General features: G+C 60.1%; 15 protein-coding genes, 2 tRNA genes and 2 pseudogenes. 7 read left to right on the forward strand and 12 right to left on the reverse strand.

The annotated features are described in order from the left end of the window. The first annotated feature begins 216 nt into the window (after window positions 1-216). Window positions 217-417: a helix-turn-helix transcriptional regulator gene (locus tag HMPREF2875_RS13295; RefSeq protein WP_256389713.1), complete on the forward strand. Its 201-nt coding sequence runs from the start codon at window positions 217-219 to the stop codon at window positions 415-417. Window positions 418-461: 44 nt separating this feature from the next. On the opposite strand, the gene HMPREF2875_RS09945 is transcribed toward HMPREF2875_RS13295, so the two are convergent. From HMPREF2875_RS09945 to HMPREF2875_RS09960, 4 genes are all read right to left on the reverse strand, one after another. Further along, a tRNA-Glu gene (locus HMPREF2875_RS09945) sits at window positions 462-534 on the reverse strand. Window positions 535-608: 74 nt separating this feature from the next. Continuing rightward, window positions 609-1,664, reverse strand: a complete 1,056-nt coding sequence (locus HMPREF2875_RS09950; RefSeq protein ID WP_070672749.1) for an ABC transporter ATP-binding protein — start codon at window positions 1,662-1,664, stop codon at window positions 609-611. After that, window positions 1,664-3,187, reverse strand: a complete 1,524-nt coding sequence (locus tag HMPREF2875_RS09955; protein ID WP_141754618.1) for an ABC transporter permease — start codon at window positions 3,185-3,187, stop codon at window positions 1,664-1,666. Before HMPREF2875_RS09955 ends, HMPREF2875_RS09950 begins: the two co-directional genes overlap by 1 nt. 163 nt (window positions 3,188-3,350) lie before the next feature. Continuing rightward, window positions 3,351-4,409 (reverse strand): ABC transporter substrate-binding protein, encoded by a 1,059-nt coding sequence (locus tag HMPREF2875_RS09960; RefSeq protein WP_070672752.1) that lies wholly within the window; start codon window positions 4,407-4,409, stop codon window positions 3,351-3,353. A gap of 316 nt (window positions 4,410-4,725) precedes the next feature. On the opposite strand from HMPREF2875_RS09960, the pseudogene HMPREF2875_RS09965 reads away from it, so the two are divergent. Beyond that, window positions 4,726-5,163 (forward strand): annotated as a pseudogene (locus HMPREF2875_RS09965) (IS256 family transposase); the annotation flags it as partial. Window positions 5,164-5,290: 127 nt separating this feature from the next. Here the strand turns inward: HMPREF2875_RS09965 and HMPREF2875_RS09970 are convergent. Together HMPREF2875_RS09970 and HMPREF2875_RS09975 are read right to left on the reverse strand one after the other, a co-directional pair. Continuing rightward, window positions 5,291-5,367, reverse strand: a tRNA-Met gene (locus HMPREF2875_RS09970). A 156-nt stretch (window positions 5,368-5,523) separates the two neighbouring features. Continuing rightward, window positions 5,524-8,508 (reverse strand): UPF0182 family protein, encoded by a 2,985-nt coding sequence (locus HMPREF2875_RS09975; protein WP_070672755.1) that lies wholly within the window; start codon window positions 8,506-8,508, stop codon window positions 5,524-5,526. Between the two features lie 123 nt (window positions 8,509-8,631). Here HMPREF2875_RS09975 and HMPREF2875_RS09980 point away from each other — a divergent pair, with 123 nt between their 5' ends. The 3 genes and pseudogenes from HMPREF2875_RS09980 to HMPREF2875_RS13300 form a co-directional block, all read left to right on the forward strand. Then, a complete protein-coding gene (locus HMPREF2875_RS09980) occupies window positions 8,632-9,195 on the forward strand; it encodes a PPA1309 family protein (RefSeq protein ID WP_070672758.1) in 564 nt (187 codons plus the stop codon). A 77-nt stretch (window positions 9,196-9,272) separates the two neighbouring features. After that, window positions 9,273-9,956, forward strand: a complete 684-nt coding sequence (locus HMPREF2875_RS09985) for a beta-N-acetylglucosaminidase (RefSeq protein ID WP_070672761.1) — start codon at window positions 9,273-9,275, stop codon at window positions 9,954-9,956. Window positions 9,957-10,145: 189 nt separating this feature from the next. Continuing rightward, window positions 10,146-10,307: pseudogene (locus HMPREF2875_RS13300) on the forward strand (IS3 family transposase); the annotation flags it as partial. A gap of 44 nt (window positions 10,308-10,351) precedes the next feature. Here the strand turns inward: HMPREF2875_RS13300 and HMPREF2875_RS09990 are convergent. Both HMPREF2875_RS09990 and HMPREF2875_RS09995 read right to left on the reverse strand, forming a co-directional pair. Beyond that, the gene (locus HMPREF2875_RS09990) at window positions 10,352-10,939 is read right to left on the reverse strand and encodes a hypothetical protein (protein ID WP_070672762.1); all 588 of its coding nucleotides are present in this window, start codon (window positions 10,937-10,939) and stop codon (window positions 10,352-10,354) included. A gap of 270 nt (window positions 10,940-11,209) precedes the next feature. Continuing rightward, window positions 11,210-12,286 carry a YlbL family protein gene (locus tag HMPREF2875_RS09995; protein WP_070672764.1) on the reverse strand — a complete coding sequence of 359 codons (1,077 nt, stop codon included), beginning with the start codon at window positions 12,284-12,286 and terminating at the stop codon, window positions 11,210-11,212. Window positions 12,287-12,379: 93 nt separating this feature from the next. Here HMPREF2875_RS09995 and HMPREF2875_RS10000 point away from each other — a divergent pair, with 93 nt between their 5' ends. Next, window positions 12,380-13,828 carry a zinc-dependent metalloprotease gene (locus tag HMPREF2875_RS10000; protein WP_070672767.1) on the forward strand — a complete coding sequence of 483 codons (1,449 nt, stop codon included), beginning with the start codon at window positions 12,380-12,382 and terminating at the stop codon, window positions 13,826-13,828. Here the strand turns inward: HMPREF2875_RS10000 and HMPREF2875_RS10005 are convergent. Continuing rightward, window positions 13,825-14,322, reverse strand: a complete 498-nt coding sequence (locus tag HMPREF2875_RS10005; RefSeq protein WP_070672770.1) for a M48 metallopeptidase family protein — start codon at window positions 14,320-14,322, stop codon at window positions 13,825-13,827. The genes HMPREF2875_RS10000 and HMPREF2875_RS10005 overlap by 4 nt on opposite strands. Before the next feature lie 76 nt (window positions 14,323-14,398). On the opposite strand from HMPREF2875_RS10005, the gene HMPREF2875_RS10010 reads away from it, so the two are divergent. After that, entirely contained in the window at window positions 14,399-15,226 is an 828-nt protein-coding gene (locus HMPREF2875_RS10010; RefSeq protein WP_070672773.1) for a hypothetical protein, read from the forward strand. Window positions 15,227-15,261: 35 nt separating this feature from the next. Here the strand turns inward: HMPREF2875_RS10010 and HMPREF2875_RS10015 are convergent, their stop codons facing one another. From HMPREF2875_RS10015 to HMPREF2875_RS10025, 3 genes are read right to left on the reverse strand one after another with little or no spacing between them, the layout of a single operon-like run. Beyond that, window positions 15,262-17,313: an ATP-dependent DNA helicase UvrD2 gene (locus tag HMPREF2875_RS10015; RefSeq protein ID WP_070672776.1), complete on the reverse strand. Its 2,052-nt coding sequence runs from the start codon at window positions 17,311-17,313 to the stop codon at window positions 15,262-15,264. After that, window positions 17,282-18,016 carry an NAD(+) diphosphatase gene (locus HMPREF2875_RS10020; protein WP_070672779.1) on the reverse strand — a complete coding sequence of 245 codons (735 nt, stop codon included), beginning with the start codon at window positions 18,014-18,016 and terminating at the stop codon, window positions 17,282-17,284. The genes HMPREF2875_RS10015 and HMPREF2875_RS10020 overlap by 32 nt, the downstream gene beginning before the upstream one ends. Further along, window positions 18,016-19,128 (reverse strand): potassium channel family protein, encoded by a 1,113-nt coding sequence (locus tag HMPREF2875_RS10025; RefSeq protein WP_070672782.1) that lies wholly within the window; start codon window positions 19,126-19,128, stop codon window positions 18,016-18,018. The genes HMPREF2875_RS10020 and HMPREF2875_RS10025 overlap by 1 nt, the downstream gene beginning before the upstream one ends. Window positions 19,129-19,168: the final 40 nt, after the last annotated feature.

Consider the following 19,168-nt stretch of genomic DNA (forward strand, 5'->3'; position numbering starts at 1 on the left):
CAGAACACCGGTACCAAAAACTCGCATCTGACAAATGGGCTAGAATGGTTACCAGCCTTCTGGGTATCGCCAGCGAGGTCCCGTCCTCGAAGTAAGCGGAATAACGATTTAGAACCGGACATGAAGTAGCCCCTAAGCACAACGGTGCCGGCTGGGGTGAATTTTTCATGTCTGGAGTTAATCGTGAGTACTCGTGCAGATATCCCCCGTCTTGCCGTGAAACCTACTGCCGCCGCTGAGATGCTCGGCTTGTCGCGTGGCACCCTGTGTAATTGGCGTGCTGAGGGTCGTGGTCCTCGCTACTTCAAGTCTGGTAAACAGATCCTCTACCGCGTCAGCGACATTGAAGCCTGGCTCGACGCTCAGCCTAGGTTTCCCGATTTCCGACCGCAAACCCAAAAAGTCCGGCACCACTGAGCCGTGAAGACTGCGTGGTGCCGGACTATTTCGGTATTTCTTTGTACCCCGTACGGGATTTGAACCCGTGTTACCGCCGTGAGAGGGCGACGTCCTACGCCGCTAGACGAACGGGGCGCGTTCGCTGTTGATTGCGACTTGATAAATTTAAAGGACAGTCGGAAAAGAACCAAATCGGCTGGTCAGAACATCTATTTCGGGTACACCAACGGAGTGGTGATGCGCAGGCCAACGGTATCGCCGACCTCAGGCTTCGGATCAGCCGCCATGCGGGCTCGAAATTCCACGCCACCAGCCTCGAGATTCACCGAATAGCTGCTGACCTCGAACAGCACGGATGTCACGGTCGCCTCCACATCGCCTTCAGCGGAGGACACGACGTTGACTGCATCGGGAAGGACAGCGACGGTGACCGCCGCGCCGTCGTCAAGCATTCCTGCGTCGCTGATGGAGCTCACCTCGCCACGCTTCCACGTCAGAGCCGGCTTATCGACGACCACCTCTCCCCCGCGCACCGTGCCGTCGAGAAGCGTGGCGTCGGAGATGAACGATGCCACCCATGCGCTTGCGGGCTGGGTGACCACTGCGTGTCGCGCGTCGAATTGCTCGAGTGTTCCGTCGCGCAGCACAGCGATGCGGTCAGCGATCGCGATGGCTTCTTTCCGGTCGTGCGTGACATGCACCGTGGTCAGCTCATTGTTGCGGGTCAGCGAGACGATCTCGCGGCGCAGCGCATCGCGCAAAGGTTCGTCGAGGGCGGACAGTGCTTCGTCGAGAAGCAAAACGCGCGGTTCCGCGACAATCGCGCGGGCGAGCGCCACGCGCTGCCGCTGGCCGCCCGACAACGTCGACGGCTTGCGCTTTCCGTACCCCGCGAGGCCGACGGTCTCAAGTGTGCGCTCTACGCGGCTGGCGACCTCGCTGCGCTTCACACCCGCGCGGCGCAGCGGGTACGCGACGTTGTCCGCGACGCTCATGTGCGGCCAGACGGCATGCTGCTGAAAGACCATGCCCATGTGACGCTTCTCCGGCGGTGTTGCCGAGACGTCCTCACCGCCTAACGCGATGGTGCCCTCGGACGGGTCGATAAATCCCGCGATGGTGCGCAATAGCGTCGTCTTTCCCGAGCCTGACGGTCCGACGAGCGCGACGAATTCGCCGCTGGGAATGTGCAGCGTGATGTCGTTAAGGCCGCGTGTGCCGTCCGGGAATGTGACGCCGAGGTTGACGATATCGATGTCGCTCATCATGACTCCTTAGCGGGATTGCGCACGGTCAGCGCGAGGGCGGCGATGCCGATCGCCACGAACATGAGCGCGAGTGCGGAGGCTTGGTTGTAATTACCGGACTGCTGCAAATTGAACAGCTGCACACCGATCGTGGTCGTGCCGGGAGCGACGAGCAGGATCGAGATGGTCAGCTCGCGCACGGCTGTCACTGCGACGAGTACAGCGCCCGAGGCGACCGCGGGCAACGCCATCCGGCCAGAGGTATCCCACATCGCACGGAGCCGACCCGCACCAGAAACCTGCGCGGCCTCCTCCACCGCCGCCGGAACCTTCCGCAACGGCGCGCGCACTGCTTGGAGCACCATGGACGTGAACGCGCAGACATAGGCGAACAGAATCACCCAGCGGGTGTTGTACATGTCCGTGTAGCGCGACACAATCACCCAGCCGACGCCGATGATCAATCCGGGCAGCGCCGACGGCAGCAGGGTGACCAAGCTCAGCGCCGTATTCGACCGCGCTTGGGTGCGGGTGACCAACAGCCCGATCGCCCAGCCGAAGAGCCCGCACAGCAGCGCCGCCCCGGCGGCCAGGGTCACCGAGTTGATGAAGCCTTCCTGCACGCGCGGATTCGCCAGCGTGCGCGAGAAATTGTCGAGGGAGATCGTCTCCCACGTCAGCGGCACGCCCGGGGCAGGCAGGAACGCGCGACGCGCCAAACCCAGCACGGGCCCCAGGGTGATCGCCAATGCGATGATCCACGTCACCACGGTCGCCGGCCACTTCGCGTTGCCGAGCGAGAGCTTCATCGTCCCGCCGCCGCTCACCGTCGACGACGCTCGCCTGGACACCAGGTAGTCCGCCACGACGGCGCCGATGCCCAACAGCATGAGCACAGCACCCACGGTGGACACCACCTGCAGCGGATTGCTCACCGTGCCGGATTCCATGAAACGGTAGACCATCGTGGCCAGCGTCTCGAAGCGCACGGGCGAACCGATAATCGACGGAATGCCGAAATCCGCCAGGTTCGCCACCGCCGTCAGCGTGAAAGAGTTCAGCAAGGCCGGGCCCAGCAAAGGAATCGTCACCGTGCGCAGCACCGTCCACGTGCCGGCCCCGCCGACGCGTGCGGCGAGCTCCAGGTCGGACGGAATCGACCGCAGCGCCGCCGCCACAATCACGTACACCAGCGGGTACGAGTGCAGCATCATCAGGAAAATGATGCCGTCGGCGCCGTACATGTCCCACAGCGGGCGCCCGAACACCGCGTTGAGCCCTTGATTACGCCCGAAGAGCTGCAGCCACGAGATCGCGCCAACGAACGGCGGCACGAGCAGCGGCGAAAGCAGAAACAGCCGCAGCGTGCCCGCGCCCGCAATATCGGTTCGTTCCAGCAGGACCGCGACAGCGGTTCCAACGAGCACAGCGCTTATCGACGACGCCAATGTCGTGTACACCGAATTCCACGTCGCCGTGGCTAGGCCCTGCTCCACCAAGACCGGAAACTGGTTGCCACCGAGCGCGAGTGAGATGACCATTGCCAGCGGCGCGATGAAGATCGCTGCCGCCAGCAGCCAGATGCCCAGCCGTGCGAAAGCGACGCCGCCGGAAGAAATACGTGTGCCCACTATGTTTCGACTCGTCCCGTTTGAGTGACCGTGACAGATTTAGAGGAAGGCTGGGGACAGTCTTCCCGCTGATTTACTTGACTGCGTTCTGGAAGAACTCGACGGAACGCTCGCGGTCGTTCGACAGAGTCTCATCGTCGACAGACATGAGCTCGATCTCCTCGAGCTTCGGTGCGCCGCCCGGGGTGCCCACGGAGTCGATTACCGGCAGGTAGTTCTGCTCGACAGCGATCTTCTGCGCTTCCTCCGACAGGATGAAGTTGATGTAGCGCTGGGCTGCTTCCTTCTTCTCAGAATCTTTGAACACGGCGATCGGCTCGGTGATGTACGGGGAGCCCTCGGTGGCGTAGACCTCCTTGATCGGAGAGCCCTTCGCCGCCAGGTCGCGCACCAGGTAGTCCACGACGACGCCGACCGGGTGGCCGCCGCCGGCGATCTCCTGCGAGGTCGGGCCGTTGGAGGCCGCGATCATCGGCTTATTCTTGCCCAGGTCTTCCACCCAGGTCTCGCCGAGTTTCTCGTTGTTCATCCACACCGTCGCGTTGAATGCCGCGGCGCCGGAGACAGCCGGGTCCGGCATGACGATCTTGTCCATGAATTTCTCGTCCGTCAGGTCCGCCCAGGAGGCCGGAGCATCAGCCTGGTCGACGACATCGGTGTTGTACGCGATGACCGTCGGGATGAGGCGGGTGCCCACATAAAAGCCGTCAGCGTCGACGACCTCCTCGAGCACGCCGTCCGTCTTCACATCATCGAATTTGGCCAGCAGGTCCTCGGACTTGAAGCCTTCAAAGGTCGGTGCGTCAGCGGCCCAGATGATGTCGCCCTCGACCTTGCCGGAGGACTTCTCCGCGTCGATACGCGCCTTCAGATCGCCAGTGCCCGCACGGTAGACCTCGACCTCGACATCCGGGTTCGCCTTCGTGAACGCCTGGTTGATCTCATCGACCTTCTCCTCCGGCTCGGAGGTGTAGACGGTGATGACGGTCTTCTCGCCGGACTTTTCTGCGGTGCTGTCGCCGTTTCCGCCTGCGGCAGAGTCATCGGTGCTCGGCTCGGAACAGCCTGCCAGAGCGATTGCTGCGGCGCCGCACACGGCGATCAGGGACAAGGGCTTACGGGAAATGCGCATGACAGTGCCGTCCTCTCAGATAGTTCTCAGACAGCGCTCACTGTAGCACCAACCGCCCCACCCCGCTCGCCAAGTGACGTATCCCGCACCTAGCTGTCGCGCATCTTCTCTCTGCGCATATCCAGCGCGATAGCGATGCCGATGACCGCAGCGTGGACATTCTCGTCGAGCCCCGGTTCAAAGGCGACGCGGTACGTCGTCTTGCCCATCAGCGCCCTGCCGGGCCTGACCCCCGGAAAGTAGACACGTCGGGGGTTAGCTATGCTGCTCGGGTCAGTGTAGCTGATTGGAGTGCTTCGAAGTCACCGGTCGCTGGACTCACACCTGGACTCATGCCAGCGTGCGCAAGGCCTACAACAGTCTCAACCACCTCTGGCGCAGCAACCTGCTGTTTGTCTATCTCAACCCGCCCGAAGAAGTCATTGATACTAACCGGATCAAAGCCACCACCAACAGCCTTGAAGGCGGAATCAACTCCCAGCTGAAGCTACTAGCACGAGCTCATCGCGGACGACGAGGAGAACACCAACGCCGAATGCTGGAGTGGTGGCTCTACCTAAAAACTGAACTGCCCGACGATCCCGTAGAAATCGCCAGGCAATCCAACTGGGGACAGGACCAACTCGCCAAAGTACAAACCCTGACCCACAACGAGAACCACGCCGACCACGAAACAGGACGACCAGCCCTCTACGACAACGCTATCGACACCAACTACACCCATTCAATCGGCATCCAAAAAGGCCAAATCTAGCCCCAGCGACACGCCGAGCCAGACACACTTTTTGACCCTTAACCCCCCTTAACCCCCCGAATCCGGGCTCCTTAAGAGAAATAACTAAAGCCCCTACCAGCGTTTCCACTGGTAGGGGCTTGGAAGCTGGTAGCGGGGGCCGGATTCGAACCGACGACCTCTGGGTTATGAGCCCAGCGAGCTACCGAGCTGCTCCACCCCGCGTCGAGATGTACTTCCAAACATCAAGCGCTCTGCACACTATCCCGTGTGCTGGCGACGGATGTAACTATACAGACACCATGGCGCCTACCCAAATCCCCTGGGCAGGCGCCATTTCACACTGAGGCGCCAGGCTTGATTCCCGGCGCTGGTTTCGACTTACTGGGACTGCAGCGAGCGGTAGTCCTCCACTGCCTTGTCCAGCTCGTCTAGGGCCTTGCCGTACTCCTCGAAGGAGCCGCCCTTGGCCTTGTCCACGCCGTCGAGAGCCTTGTTGATGGCGTCGATGGCTTCGCCTTCGCTGGATGCCTTCGGAGCGGAAGCCGGTCCGGATGCCTCAGAATCCTTGTCATCCTTGGCGTCCTTCTGGTCGCCGTCAGACTTCTCCTTGTCATCCTTGTCGGTCTTCTCGCCCGTGTCGCCCTCGATCTCCGTGATGTCCTGGGCAGCCTTCGGGTCGATGCCGACCTGCTCCAGGGCCTCACCAATTGTCGGGGCATAGCCCACGCGGCCCTTGTAGGATACGAGCACGCGCAGCAGCTTCGGGAACGCGGATTCCTGGCCCTTGCGCTGCGAGTAAATCGGCTCGAGGTAGAGGATCTCTCCCCCGCCCACCGGCAGCGCCAGCAGGTTACCGTTCTTCAGGTCATTCGAGCCCTGCCACAATGTTCGGTCACGAGCCACCTGGTCGGAGGACATCATGGCGTCCTGCGCCTGCTTCGGGCCCTGGGTTTGGGTGTTCGTCGGCAGCACGCGCACGGTGATGTCACCGTAGGTGTCGGGGTCAGAGGACACCGCCATGTGTGCGGAGAGGAACTGACGGTTCAGACCACGGTAGGAGGTGATGAGCTGGAAGCTCGGCTTGTTGGTCTCCGGATCTGAGGCCAGCACGTAGTACGGCGGCTGGTTCAGGCCCTGGGACTCGCCGGCGGTCGGGTCCTCCGGTACAGACCAGAAGGCATCGTTGTTGAAGAACACGCCTGGGTCATCCACGTGGTACTTGGCCAGCAGGTTGCGCTGCACCTTGAACATGTCTTCCGGGTAGCGCAGGTGCTGGCGCAGCTCGTCGGAAATCTCCGACTCTGGCTTGACGACGCCCGGGAAAACACCTTCCCAGGCCTTAAGAACGGGGTCTTCGGTGTCGAACTCGTAGAGATCGACGGTGCCGTCGTAGGCGTCGACAGTCGCCTTGACCGAGTTACGGATGTAGCCCACCTGGTCATTGACTAGGCGCTGCGTGGTGCCGTTGGGATTCTGCGTGTCCTGGGTGGTCTCCGTCAGTGAAGTGCGCTGCGAGTATGGGAGGGAATCTAGTGTGGTGTAGCCATCCACGATCCACTTGATGCGGCCATCGATAACAGCCGGGTAGGTGGAGGAATCCGTAGTGAGCCACGGGGCGACCTTTTCCACGCGCTCACGCGGGTCACGGTCATAGAGCAACTTGGATTCGGAGCCGACGCGTTCGGACAGCAGGAAGTTCAGCTCCTGGTACTTCAGGGCAAAGGCAGTGCGGTCAACGATATTGCCAATATCCACACCGCCAGTACCTTCGTAGGTGTACGTGGAGGTATCGGTGTCATACTCCACCGGCTGGTCACCGGTCTTGCCCACGATGGCGTAGTCCATGCCATCGCGCGCACCCGCAATCACTGGACCAAAGTAGATGCGGGGCTCGTCCACCTTGATGCCCAAGGATTCTTCAGCGTTCTGAGTCTCACCCTCGCCCTCAGCGTCTTTACCGGACTGAGTCTGCAGGTCAGCCACCGTGAAGATGGGGAAACCACCACGAGCAGAACCTGCATCGCGGGCTACCTCATCCACCTTGTTAGCCTGTGCTGCGATGAAGCCGTTGCCGTGGGTATACACGGTGTGGCGGTTAATCCAGTTCTGCTGGTTTTCCTGCAACTCATTGGGATCCAGCTCGCGGGCAGCCACAACGAAGTCACGGATTTCGCCGTCAATCTCGTAGCGGTCCATCGCCAGAGTCTCCGGGAAGCCATAGAAGTTCTTCAGCTGCTGCATCTGAGTAAACGTCGGCGCCAGAATGTCTGGGTCCAGCAGGCGGAGGTTAGAGATGGTGGAGTCATCAGAAGCCACCTTGTCATCAGAAACGTCTCCTGCTCCCCAGTTCTCCTCGTAGGTCACCTTGTCTTCAGTAAGCCCATACGCAAAGCGGGTGGACTCGATATTGCGGGAGATAGATTCAGCTTCTTTTGCCTGGCGGTTCGGGTTGACGGAGAAGCGCTCCATGATAAGCGGCCAGCCCTGACCAATGACCAGCGCGGACAGCACCATGAGCACCACAGCGAGACCCGGGATGCGCAGGTCCTTAATCACCACTGCGGAGAAGATCGCCACCGCCACAAAGATGCCGATGATCATGAGAATGATCTTTGCCGGCAGGTAGGCGTTGATATCGGTATAAGAACCACCGGTGAACAGTGAGTGCTGGTTGTAGAGCAGCTGGTAGCGCTCCAGCCAGTAGCCAGCCACCTGCAGCAGCATCCAGATACCGGCGGTCACTGCCAGTTGGGTACGCGCAGGTTTCGACAGCGAACCACGAACACCAGCAGCACGGTTACCAATACGGATTCCGCCTAGGATGTAGTGGCCCACCAGCGCGATGAGGAAGCACACCGCAAACAGCATCGAGAATGCATTGACCAGCATGGACCACACCGGCAGACGGAAGGCGTAGAAGCCCAAGTCGTGGTTGAACTGCGGGTCATTGAATCCGAAGTCATGCGAGTTGAGGAAGAGCATGACCGTGCGCCAGTTGGCCTGGCCCAGCAGACCGGAGACGACACCGATAAGCACCGGGATGGTCTTGAGGAAGACCCCCATGGTGCTTTCAATGGACTTGCGGTACTGGTAGACCGGCGAGTTCAAGTCAGCCATGTCTAGCGAACTACCCCGGCCACGCCATACCAATAGCCCGGCGACGTAGGTGATAGCGGCGGCAACGAGTCCGAAGACTACGAAGAGGATGATCCGGGTAATCAGGGTCTTGGTGAAGACCCCGCGGTAATCAATCGCGCCGAACCACTTCCAGTCCGTGTAGAAGCCCACGAACATAGGGCCGATGAACAAGAGGACAGCGATGATGGCGACGACCCAGGAGAGCACTCTGGGAGGACGTTTCATCGGGGCGGTGGGTCGGTTCAGTCCGGAAGCCAACTCCAGCTCCAATCAGGTCTCGTGCGAATATAGAGGTATCAAGCTTCTAGTCTAGAGAAGCACTACCACCGTCAACGAACAAGGACGCTTATGAGTTCCCAACCCAATTCCCAGCCAGCTGCCAACCGCGCGCTCAACAAGGCGATGCGCGAGGCCGTCGACTTCATTCATGCCGAGGGCTGGGATGCCCCACCGACTCTGTTTGCGCTTGTGCCGACCGAGCTAGTCGCTGCCCAGTTGGGTGATGTGGACGACGAGTCGCCGCTTACTCTGGTCGTCCAAGAGCTACCGGAGGGCATTGAGCCCGGCTCGGAGCACTTAGCCGAGTACGTCGCGCGCTTGGCGTGGCCGCGCGAGATTGCCGGAGTCATCCTGGCACAAGAAATCATGTTTAAAGACACGGAGGACGCCGCGCTTGGCGACGCCCACCCGGCCCGCCTCTTCTCCGGTGTCCTGCGCGACGGCGTAGGCGAGGACGGCTCGGACGGCGCTGAGCTGACCCTCCTGCAGCTGCGCCCCACGGAGGAAGAGCTGGAAGCAGCTGGCCCCTTCGCCGAGGACGACATTCAACTGCGCGGAGGGCCGAACGTAGCACCGGGCGTCATCGCTGCCCTGCGCTACGGTTTGGAGCAGGATCCAGACGAGGTTATTTAATCGTCTACACTGGGCAGATAGCATTAAGCATTATCGAGTTTTTCAGCAGTACCGCTACGTAGAGGAGCCACCCCACCGTGCGTTTGACCACCCGCCTCACCGCCGCTGCCTCAGCCGTGCTCGCCGCCGGCGCGCTTTTAAGCGCATGTGGGGATAAAGAATCCCCCGAGCCGTCGCCGGCTAGCTCACCTGTTGTCTCCACAGACGCAGAGGCGCCCAACTCCGCGGCCGCGACCTCGACGTCCGAAGAGGAAAGCGAGACCAGCTCTGCTGAAGAAACCACGTCTTCCAAGGACTCGGCGGCGGATGCGTCGGCTTCTGAGTCAGAATCCGACTCCGCTGACTCGGACGAGTCTGACTCCGCTGAACCGAGCTCCGCATCGGACGGGAAGTTTGAGGCTTCGGTTGACAAAGCCTATGCCATCTTCGGCGGCTTGGTTCCCGAGGAGATCTTTGAGGAGTTTGACCGCTGCGACCCGAACGGTGTGACGGATTCCTTCAATTGCTCTGGCTCCCAGGTGGGCCAATTCCAGTTCTTCAAGTCGAAAGCCAAGGCTTCCCAGACCACCCAGGTGCTCACGGAACTGCGTAGCTCGCGCGTCGTTGAGGACAGCGGCAACCGCGTAGTGGGCTGGTCGATGCTGGGCAACACTGCCATCCTTACCGTCGTGGATAACGACGAAGGCCTCATCATGCAGCAGATGATCTCCACTGACCAGGATGATCCGGAGGAGCGCCTCAAGGAGCTGGGCCTGGTTTAGGCTCACTCTTTACCGCTGCCCTGGTGAGTTGAGGTGCGGCCGATCCTTCACAGGCGCCGGCGGGCTTGCCCGCCCATTGATGTCACCGCAGGACCGGGGCTCGACAAGAGGCACTCGAAACTGCCCTACCTGCCAAAAGTTCCGAACTTGCCCAGATGAATACCGGGTTCGTTTCACAATTGAGTTCATTTACACAACGGTAAAACATTCACCAGCTTGGAGGCGTTTTACAACGCGATCAATGACTGCACTCACTGGTACAACAACGAACGGTTCCAAAAGCGACTCAAGGGCCTAACTCTGAAGCAATACCGGAATCAGACTCTTGAGCCTCCAACTGCCTCAAATTAAACCAGTCCAACTTTCGGGGCAAGTCCAGAAGTCACTCTGCTTAATTAGAGCTGAACTGACATGTAAACGTCGTATAGCTTTTGTGACCACTCCTCATAGGTCTGGTACTGACCATCCTTGCCCTTGGCGGTATACATATATTTCGCCATCTCGGAGATTCCCTCGTTCGAGAGCTCTGCACATTCGGTCATAGAGAGGTTAGGGCATTCGTTTTGAAGCCGAGCAGAATACTCGTCGTAGATGGCTTGGTAACCATGAGTGGAACCTTCCTGAGAACCGTCTTCAGCGGCGGGAGCCTCGGCGGGGGTTTCTTCTTCTACAGGTGATTCATCGATGGGGGCTTCTTCGGCAGTTGCAACAGGGGCGTTTGCAAAGTACAGGGTCACTGTTTCATCAGAAAACCATGCCTCCGCCACTTTGCGTTCGCTGTCGGAACAATCAGACGATTCTTGGTCGTTCTCCGTCCCTTGCACTGCATCCACTCTCCAGCCTGCTTCTCGAACCTTTTCACAAGCTGCAGAAATGGTAAGTCCATTAACGTCAACTTCCTGAAGCTTTTCCTCCGATGAACATGACGCAAGGGTAGCAACAAGAGCAATTGCCGAAATGCCTGTGGCAATCTTTTTAATCATTATTAAAGAATCCTTAAATTCGACAGAGGGTTAATTGCGTACCTTCGAATTCGATGAGACGCGTTCTTGAATGAAAAAGCGTGTGCTTCTAGAAAAGAAACCGCTGCAATATTAACATAGCTGCCAATGCCTTAGGAATCCCATTATTGAACCCTGTAATGTCTGAAGCGTCTTGGGTTTAGCTCGACTTCATTGAACGGCGCTACGGATCTTGGGTGTGAACGAGTTCCACTCTGGGCGGCGAGTTTGGGCAGTGCTAGTCCTACGTACTTAGCCTTCGCAGGTCTCGACGGGCTTCCCGTCGGCAAAGTCCTGCATCGCCTCGATGGCATCATCCAGTGTGTGAACTTTGGCCACCACCATGCCCTCGGTATCTCGGCTGACTGCCTCGGCGCAGTTATCGGCTGGCGCGAGGAAAAGCTCGGCACCCGCTTCCTGCGCTGCGTGAACCTTGTGGACGATACCGCCGATGGGGCCGACCTCGCCGTCCTCACCGATAGTGCCGGTACCAGCGACAAACTTTCCGCCCGTGAGATCCTCACTGGAGAGCTTGTCAATCACCGCCAGCGTAAACATCATGCCAGCCGAAGGACCACCGATGTCCTGCAGGTTGTAATCCACTGTGATGTCTTCGGTGGGAACCGACGTCATGAGGATGCCAAGAAGCGGAATGTCCTTGTCCTCTGGGTGAGCGCCGAGAGTGACTTTCTCGGTGCGCTCCTTGCCGTCGCGGGTGATATCGAGCGTGACGTCATCGCCGGGAGACAGGCCCCGGACTTTCGCTTGGACCTCGCCGGGTTCGGTGACGGGTTCGGAATTGACGGCGGTGATGATGTCGCCGTCGTGAAGCGTGGCGGCCGCGGGGGCGTCGTTAAGCACCTGCGCTACCTCGATACGCACGGGTTCGTTGAGGTAGTCCATGGCGGCGACGGTGGCAGCAGACTCAGACTGGGTAAAGGCCTGCTGGTTCGCCTCCTGTACTTCCTCATCGGTCTTGCCCTGCGGGATGATGCTTTCGATAGGCACGAGGGTGTCATCCGTAAACAGCCAACGCCCCAACGCCTGCGCCATCGTCATGTTGGTGCGCACCGATACCGTCGTCATGTTGAGCTGGCCGGTGGGCTGATACGTCTCCGGCGCCTCCACGTCGACGACCTGCATACCCTCAACCTCACCGAGCGTGTCCACGACGGGCCCCGGACCTTCTGCAGCATAGGGAACCGTCAGGGTAATGTCCGTTCCCGGGATGCGGTCCACGCTGAGCAGAGCGCCCGTGAGCACCACCGGAATCGCTCCCCAGGTCAGGGTGCGGAGGCGGCGAGTTCGAGGGTTCTGCTGTTGATTCACGGAGAAACAGCCTACAACGTTTGATGGTCTGTTCGCTCTCAGCGTTGCCGAGAACCTAGAATCCGTGACCTGGAAACCGGTAGATTGGGGCGCATGAGCAACGGATTCGGTTTTTCCTTCCCCAACAATGATGATGACGACGACAAAGATCGTCGCGACCAGAACCCGTTCGGCGCCTTCGGCTTCAGCGCGGGTGGCGCTGGCGGTGGCGGTGGCCTAGGCGATCTTCTCAACCAATTTGGTCAGATGCTATCCGGTATGGGTTCCTCCATGAACTCCCCGGAAGGCGCTGGCCCCGTCAACTATGACCTGGCCAAGCGCATTTCCTTGCAGCAGATCTCCGGTGATAAAGAGGTCAACGACAAAGACCGCACCGCCGTCCAAGAATCGGTACGTTTGGCCGAGCTGTGGCTTGATGACGCCACCTACCTTCCCACGGCCTCGGGTACCGTGACCGCATGGAACTCTGCCCAGTGGCTCGAGGAAACCCTGCCGATGTGGCAGCGCATGGTCACCCCGGTGGCGGAGCACATGAACAACGCACAGCTCGAGTCTTTGCCGGAGGAAGCCCGCGACATGATGGGCCCCATGACCTCGATGATGAATTCGATGTCCGGCATGAACTTCGGTATGAAGCTGGGCCACGCTCTTGGTGACCTCGCCTCCCAGGCACTGACTGGCTCCGACTTTGGCCTGCCGGTCTCCCCCGCTGGCACCACGGCCCTCCTGCCGCACAATATTCAGGCCATCGCCCGCAACCTCAACGTTCCGGGCCAGGAGGTGCTCGTCTACATCGGCGCCCGTGAGGCTGCCCGCCAGCGCCTGTTCAAGCACGTGCCGTGGCTGGTCGAACGCCTGGTGTCCTCCGTCGAGGAGTACGCCATGGGCCTGGTCATCGACACTTCCCACATTGAGGAAGCTACACGCGAGCTCAACCTGGAATCCGGTGACCCGCAAGCTATTCAGGATGCGATGGGCAAACTGCAGGGCATGGACCTCTCCCCGCGCATCACCTCGCGCAACGCTGGCGCGGCCTCCCGTCTGGAGACCCTTCTGGCACTCGTCGAAGGCTGGGTCGAGCACGTGGTTACTGAGGCCCTGAGTGAGCGCATTCCGTCGACGCAGGCGATGAATGAGGCGTGGGCACACCGCCGCTCCACCGGCGGCTCTGCAGAAAAGGCCTTCTCCCAGGTCGTCGGCATTGAGCTCAATGCCCCGAAGGTGGAGGCGGCTGCCGAGCTGTGGCGCCGCGCCACCGTGGCCGTGGGCCCAGACAAGCGCGATTCCGCGTGGGATCACCCAGACCTGCTGCCGACTGCAGAGCACATCGACAACCCTGCCTCCTTCATCGATGGCTTGCTCGATGACAGCACCGACGAAGGCTTTGAAGAGGAATTCTCCAAGCTGGAGGAAATGCTCAAGCAGCAGAACGATGACTCTGCGCAGGACACTGACGCGGAGAGCGAGGATTCTGACGAGAACAAGGGCGAAGACGACGCCGACGGTGACGACGCCGACGGCAAGGACTCCCGCGAGGATTAGCGGAAGCGCTGATAGGCCTCCAAATAGCCCTTGGCGCGCTCCGCCTTGGGCGCACGATCAGCCCATTCCCAAAATTCCGGGCCATGACCGGAAATGAAGGTGTGGGTCAGCTCGTGGATAATGACCGCGTCGAGAACGTACTCGGGTACATCTTGTAACCGGTCCGAAATGCGAATATCTCCCGTTGAGGTAGTACAACTGCCCCAACGGGATTTTTGATTGCTTACCCAGCGAATAGAACCCACAGTCGCGCGGCCATCGAGAAAACGCGCATTAAGGGAGCGGGCGCGGGCTTGGAGGGAGGCGTCGGAAAGCTGCGCCGATGAGTGCTTCTTCTGCACCTTTGCCACGATGTCCGCTACGGCCTTCTCCTCCTCCGCCGCCGACATCCATGCCGGGATACGTACTTCCAGCACGCCGTCGACAGTGCGGGCTTGAACGGTGCGCCGGCGCCGTGCTGAGCGAATGACGCGGACTTCGGGGTTACTCGACATGACAGGGCATTCTACCTGTGGTGCAATAGAGACCCACCGCGGCTAGGAGGGATGCCGCGCGACGGGGGAGAAAAATATGGCAGCACAAACCTATATGTTGGCGCCAGACGTGGTCGTTCTCGAACGCGAGCCGGGAATGGTGCAATGCGGAATGGACGCCACGCGCGTCGGGGTGCTGGAGGCGCACCCACAATTGGCGGGTGTGCTCAACCGTCTACGGATACCGCTGACCAGGCAGACGATTGAGAATTTGATTGCACGTACAGGGCTATCACCTGCTGCTGCGCGCAGTCTTGTCGAGGACCTTATAAGCTACAACATCTTGTGGCCAGAGCCACGACTCCAACGCATCGCGGTGCTGGGCAACTCAGTGTTGGCCGATGAGCTGCGCGATGCCCTGATGAGCGACCACTTCCAACCCCGCACTCCCCTCCACACCGAATCGGCCGCCGATTACATCGACAACGTGGCGGGCTATCTTCCTATCGTGGCGGTGGACATGCTCGGTGGTGCCGTGGAATGGGCGCAGGCGCTCCAGCGAAGTAAGGCGACGTGGTTGCCGGTGTCCATGTTGGATGCCCGGGGCATCATTGGACCGGCGCGTGTCAATGGTGCAGGTCCTTGTCCCATGTGCGCGCACCTGCACCGTATTGATGCTGATGCGCAGTGGCATGAGGTGGCACAGCGAGCAGATGCGGCCGTACGGCCAGGGGATCCCGTAGTGCGCACCGCCGTTGTGATGCATGCGGTGGTCACCATTCGCCGACTCATGGGCAGACCTTCCCCACCTGGGGCTCCGACAGCACGGCCACTTGCCGGGGAGCTCAAGGAGATTGATCTCTACGGCATGGAACAACACCGCTTCGTGCTGGAACATCCGCGCTGCCCGTATTGTTCAGGCTAAAGCCTTCTGCTCGCTTGTTGTGCGCGTAAGTGTGCTTAGCGTGTTGAAGCGATAATCTGCAGAACCTCCGCGCCGTAGCGCTCCAGTTTCGTCGGGCCTACGCCCGAGACATCAAGCAGCTCGGCTTCAGTGGAGGGAAGTGCCTCCGAGATGGCCTGCAAGGTGGCATCAGAAAAGACGACATAGGCAGGGACTTTAGAGTCCTTGGCCACCGAGGCGCGCCATGACCTCAGAGCGTTGAAGACGTCCTCGTCTCCTTCGTACTCGCACCATTCGTGGCGGCCCAATACCTTTTCCGCAGGGCTGGTGAGCTCGCTGGAGCAGACCCTGCAGCGCCGCGGGCGGTAACGGCGATTGTTCGACTCGCTTTCCTCAATGCCCGGCACGAGGCCGTCGAGGAAACGGGTCCGCTCGCGCGATGCCCGCGAACCGGTGGTCTTTGCTAGCGCCCACGACAGGGCCAGGTGCTCGCGGGCACGGGTAATGCCCACGTAGAACAGGCGGCGTTCCTCTTCCACCTGCTCATCGCCAGCCTTGATGGCATGGTTAATGGGCAGTAGCTTTTCGGTAAGACCGACGAGGAAGACCGCATCCCACTCCAAGCCCTTAGCAGCGTGAATGGTGGCCAAGGTAACCCCCTCCATGGTGGGGTTGTGCTTGTTTTCTGAGCGGCGGTGAAGCTCTCCCAGCACGCCGTTGAGATCAATGCCCTCGTGGTCCTCCACGATCTGGGCGATGAGATCCACGAGTGCGCTCAGTGACTGCCACCTCTCGCGCGCCTGAGCGCCCTGTGGTTCTGTAGCCGTCAGGCCCAGCTCTACGAAGGCTGCGCGGGCAACGGCAACCGGATCCGCCGGGAGGTCATCGCGGCGCGACGCAGCGATGAGTACACGGATAGCTTCCAAAATTTCGGGGCGCCGGAAGAAACCCTCACCACCGCGCACTTGGTAGACAATTCCGGCGTCGGCAAGCGCCTGTTCAAACTGTTCCGACTGCGCATTGATGCGATAGAGGATGGCGATCTCGGAAGCTTTTACGCCCTGGTTAAGCAAGGTCAGTACCTGGCCCGCGACTTCCTTGGCTTCTACTTCCTCAGATTCATAAGCCTTGAAGGTGGGCTCCGGACCGGGCTCGCGCATGCCCTGCAGCTCCAGCCGGGTACCGGCGGCACGTCCGGTGGCCTTTGCAATGACCTCATTAGCCAACTGCGTAACCTGCGGCGTGGAGCGGTAATCTCGCTGCAGTTTAATCATGGTGGCCTGCGGGTACGTGCGGGAGAAGTCCAACAAGTACTCCGGTGAAGCGCCATTAAAGGAATAAATGGTCTGGTTGGCATCGCCCACGACTGTGAGGTCATCACGGTCCCCCAGCCAGGCTTCAAGCACACGCTGCTGCAGTGGAGTGACGTCCTGGTACTCATCCACGACAAACGTGCGGTACTGCTCACGGAATACTTCCGCTACCGATGGCACATTCTCAATAGCCCCGGCAATGTGCATGAGAAGGTCATCAAAATCGAGGTACATGAGATCCGGGGTGGACTTCATGTCCTCATAGCGGCGGAAAACTTCGGCGACAGCCTGCGGATCACCCGGAGCTTCGCGGTCTGTGCTCTCGATAACGCCCGGATAGCCCTCGGGGCCAATGAGCGATGATTTGGCCCACTCGATTTCCCCCAGGAAATCACGAATAGTGTCCTTGGTGTTGTCCAGTCCCAGTGAACGCACGGCGCGCCCCACGAGGCTGAATTTGTTATCAATGAGCTGCCACGGCAAGTCCCCTGCTACTTGCGGCCAAAAATACTTCAGCTGACGGCGCGCCGCGGCGTGAAAGGTTTGGGCCTGCACTCCCCCAACACCCATCTGATTAAGCCGCTCGCGCATCTCACTCGCCGCACGGGTGGTGAAGGTGACAGCGAGAACTCGTTGAGGATTGACAAAGCCTTGGTCCACCATGTGGGCAATGCGGTAGGTAATCGTGCGGGTTTTACCCGTACCTGCGCCCGCCAGGATGCATACCGGTCCGCGTGGCGCCGTAGCGGCGGCACGCTGGTCCTCATCGAGCAGGGACAGATCCGGTCTCATCACCGTGGAACCACTCCATAATCATCGTGTGTGCAATTGAGCCCTTGCGGGCAATGGTCATGCTCGGCAGGTCAGCGCGGGACACCCACCGTACTTCTGCGAGCTCTTCGTCAGTATCGCACACGGCCTCGACATCCTCCGTGACGGCAGAAAAGCCCACCATAAGGGACCCGCTGGGCGGCCACGGCTGGGAGCCCCAGTACCGCACCGAGTGCAGACGGCGACCGGTTTCCTCAAGCGCTTCGCGCACCATGGCGTCCTCGAGGGTTTCGCCCGGTTCGACGTAGCCGGCAATGAGTGAGAAGAATCCTGGCCGGTGGCGGTTACGCGCCAAAAGAATGCGCTCCGACTCTGGGTGGTGAATAATGCCGATCACCGCTGGGTCAAGACGGGGAAAGACATAGCGGTCACCAGCGCGCCCCACCACGCCGGGAGCGGGATACTGCAGTTCCTCACCCGTGCGTGGGTCAAAGCGCGCTTCACGACGATTCCGGATCACATGCACGGCTTTGAGGATGTCACTCTGGCCATTGAAGAACGTGGCATCCTGCAACGTGCCGAGTTTCTCGGCAGCTGCTGTATCCAGTAAGAAGGCGTCAACGTCGCCGGCTTCAACGAGAATGTCACCGGCAGGTTCTGCCACGAGGACTGGCTGGCCTTGGGCATCAACTGGGATGCGGCCGGTCTCGGTGACTGGCAGGTACATTACTTGTCGTCGTCCTCGTCCTCATCGGTGTCATCAATGGCCTGCTGCATTTCGTGCTTGATATAGAGCAGGCGGTCACCTGGTTTGAGGGCGTAAGCATCGGCGGTATCAACACGGTGTAGCTCGTTATTGCGTAGGACCGCCAGCACAATATCCGCAAGGTGCCGCGGGTTAGACCCAACTTCAAACTCACGCACAGCGCGCTCAGCAACGGAGAATCCCTCGTTCGGGGAGAGCAAGTCTTCCATCATCTCCACCACCGTCGGTGTGACGGTGGCAAGTCCAAGCAGACGGCCCGCAGTCTCAGCAGAGGTCACCACTGAGTCAGCACCTGATTGCAAAAGAAGGTGTCGGTTCTCGGATTCACGAACGGAAGCCACAACCTTAGCCTTGGGGTTGAGCTCGCGCACGGAAAGCGTACACAGCACCGCGGTATCGTCTGTGGAGGGAGTCACAACAACGGAAGAGGCATTTTGCACGCCGGCGATGCGCAAAACATCCTGCTTGGTGCCGGAACCATAGATGGTCACAAGACCGTGGTGCTCAGCGTTAGCCAGTGCTGCGCGGTTGGTATCGACGACCACGATTTGGGAGGCAGGAACATCGTCCGCGATAAGAGCGGACACCGCACCGGCGCCCTTCGTGCCATAGCCGATAACGACAGTGTGGTTACGCAATTGCTTTCTCCAATTCTGGATTTCAAATGTGCGACGGGCTCGGTCAGTGAGCACCGACAAGGTCGCTCCGACCAACAAGACAAGGAAGAGCAGGCGGGCCGGGGTAACAATGGCAAGGTTGATGAAACGCGCCTGCGGAGTAACGGGAACGATGTCACCATAGCCCACTGTGGTCAGCGAGACCGCCGAATAATACGCGGCATCGAGCAGCGACAGGTCCTCGCTGTAACCACCGCCGTCGAAGAAGACGACGATAGTGACGAAGACGAGAAGGCCAAAAGCCCACAGGACGCGGCGAGCCAGTTGCTTCCACGGGTTGGTGCTCTCCGTACGCGGGAGAGTAATGACGTCAATCAACGCATGGTCAGGCTGCGAGGTTAACTCAATCTGCGGCAAGAAACGCGATTTCAAGCGTTTGCCTAAGTGCTTGGCCACTAAGCGCCAACCTCCCTTAAATGGAGCGAATGTACCGTGA

This window comes from Corynebacterium sp. HMSC078H07 (assembly GCF_001812805.1).
Lineage (GTDB): Bacteria > Actinomycetota > Actinomycetes > Mycobacteriales > Mycobacteriaceae > Corynebacterium.

Coding starts and splice junctions, on each gene's coding strand:
- HMPREF2875_RS09950 (WP_070672749.1), bottom strand. CDS start 1,664: ATGAGCGACATCGATATCGTCAACCTCGGCGTCACATTCCCGGACGGC.
- HMPREF2875_RS09955 (WP_141754618.1), bottom strand. CDS start 3,187: ATGGTCATCTCACTCGCGCTCGGTGGCAACCAGTTTCCGGTCTTGGTG.
- HMPREF2875_RS09960 (WP_070672752.1), bottom strand. CDS start 4,409: ATGCGCATTTCCCGTAAGCCCTTGTCCCTGATCGCCGTGTGCGGCGCC.
- HMPREF2875_RS09975 (WP_070672755.1), bottom strand. CDS start 8,508: ATGAAACGTCCTCCCAGAGTGCTCTCCTGGGTCGTCGCCATCATCGCT.
- HMPREF2875_RS09980 (WP_070672758.1), top strand. CDS start 8,632: ATGAGTTCCCAACCCAATTCCCAGCCAGCTGCCAACCGCGCGCTCAAC.
- HMPREF2875_RS09990 (WP_070672762.1), bottom strand. CDS start 10,939: ATGATTAAAAAGATTGCCACAGGCATTTCGGCAATTGCTCTTGTTGCT.
- HMPREF2875_RS10000 (WP_070672767.1), top strand. CDS start 12,380: ATGAGCAACGGATTCGGTTTTTCCTTCCCCAACAATGATGATGACGAC.
- HMPREF2875_RS10005 (WP_070672770.1), bottom strand. CDS start 14,322: ATGTCGAGTAACCCCGAAGTCCGCGTCATTCGCTCAGCACGGCGCCGG.
- HMPREF2875_RS10010 (WP_070672773.1), top strand. CDS start 14,399: ATGGCAGCACAAACCTATATGTTGGCGCCAGACGTGGTCGTTCTCGAA.
- HMPREF2875_RS10020 (WP_070672779.1), bottom strand. CDS start 18,016: ATGTACCTGCCAGTCACCGAGACCGGCCGCATCCCAGTTGATGCCCAA.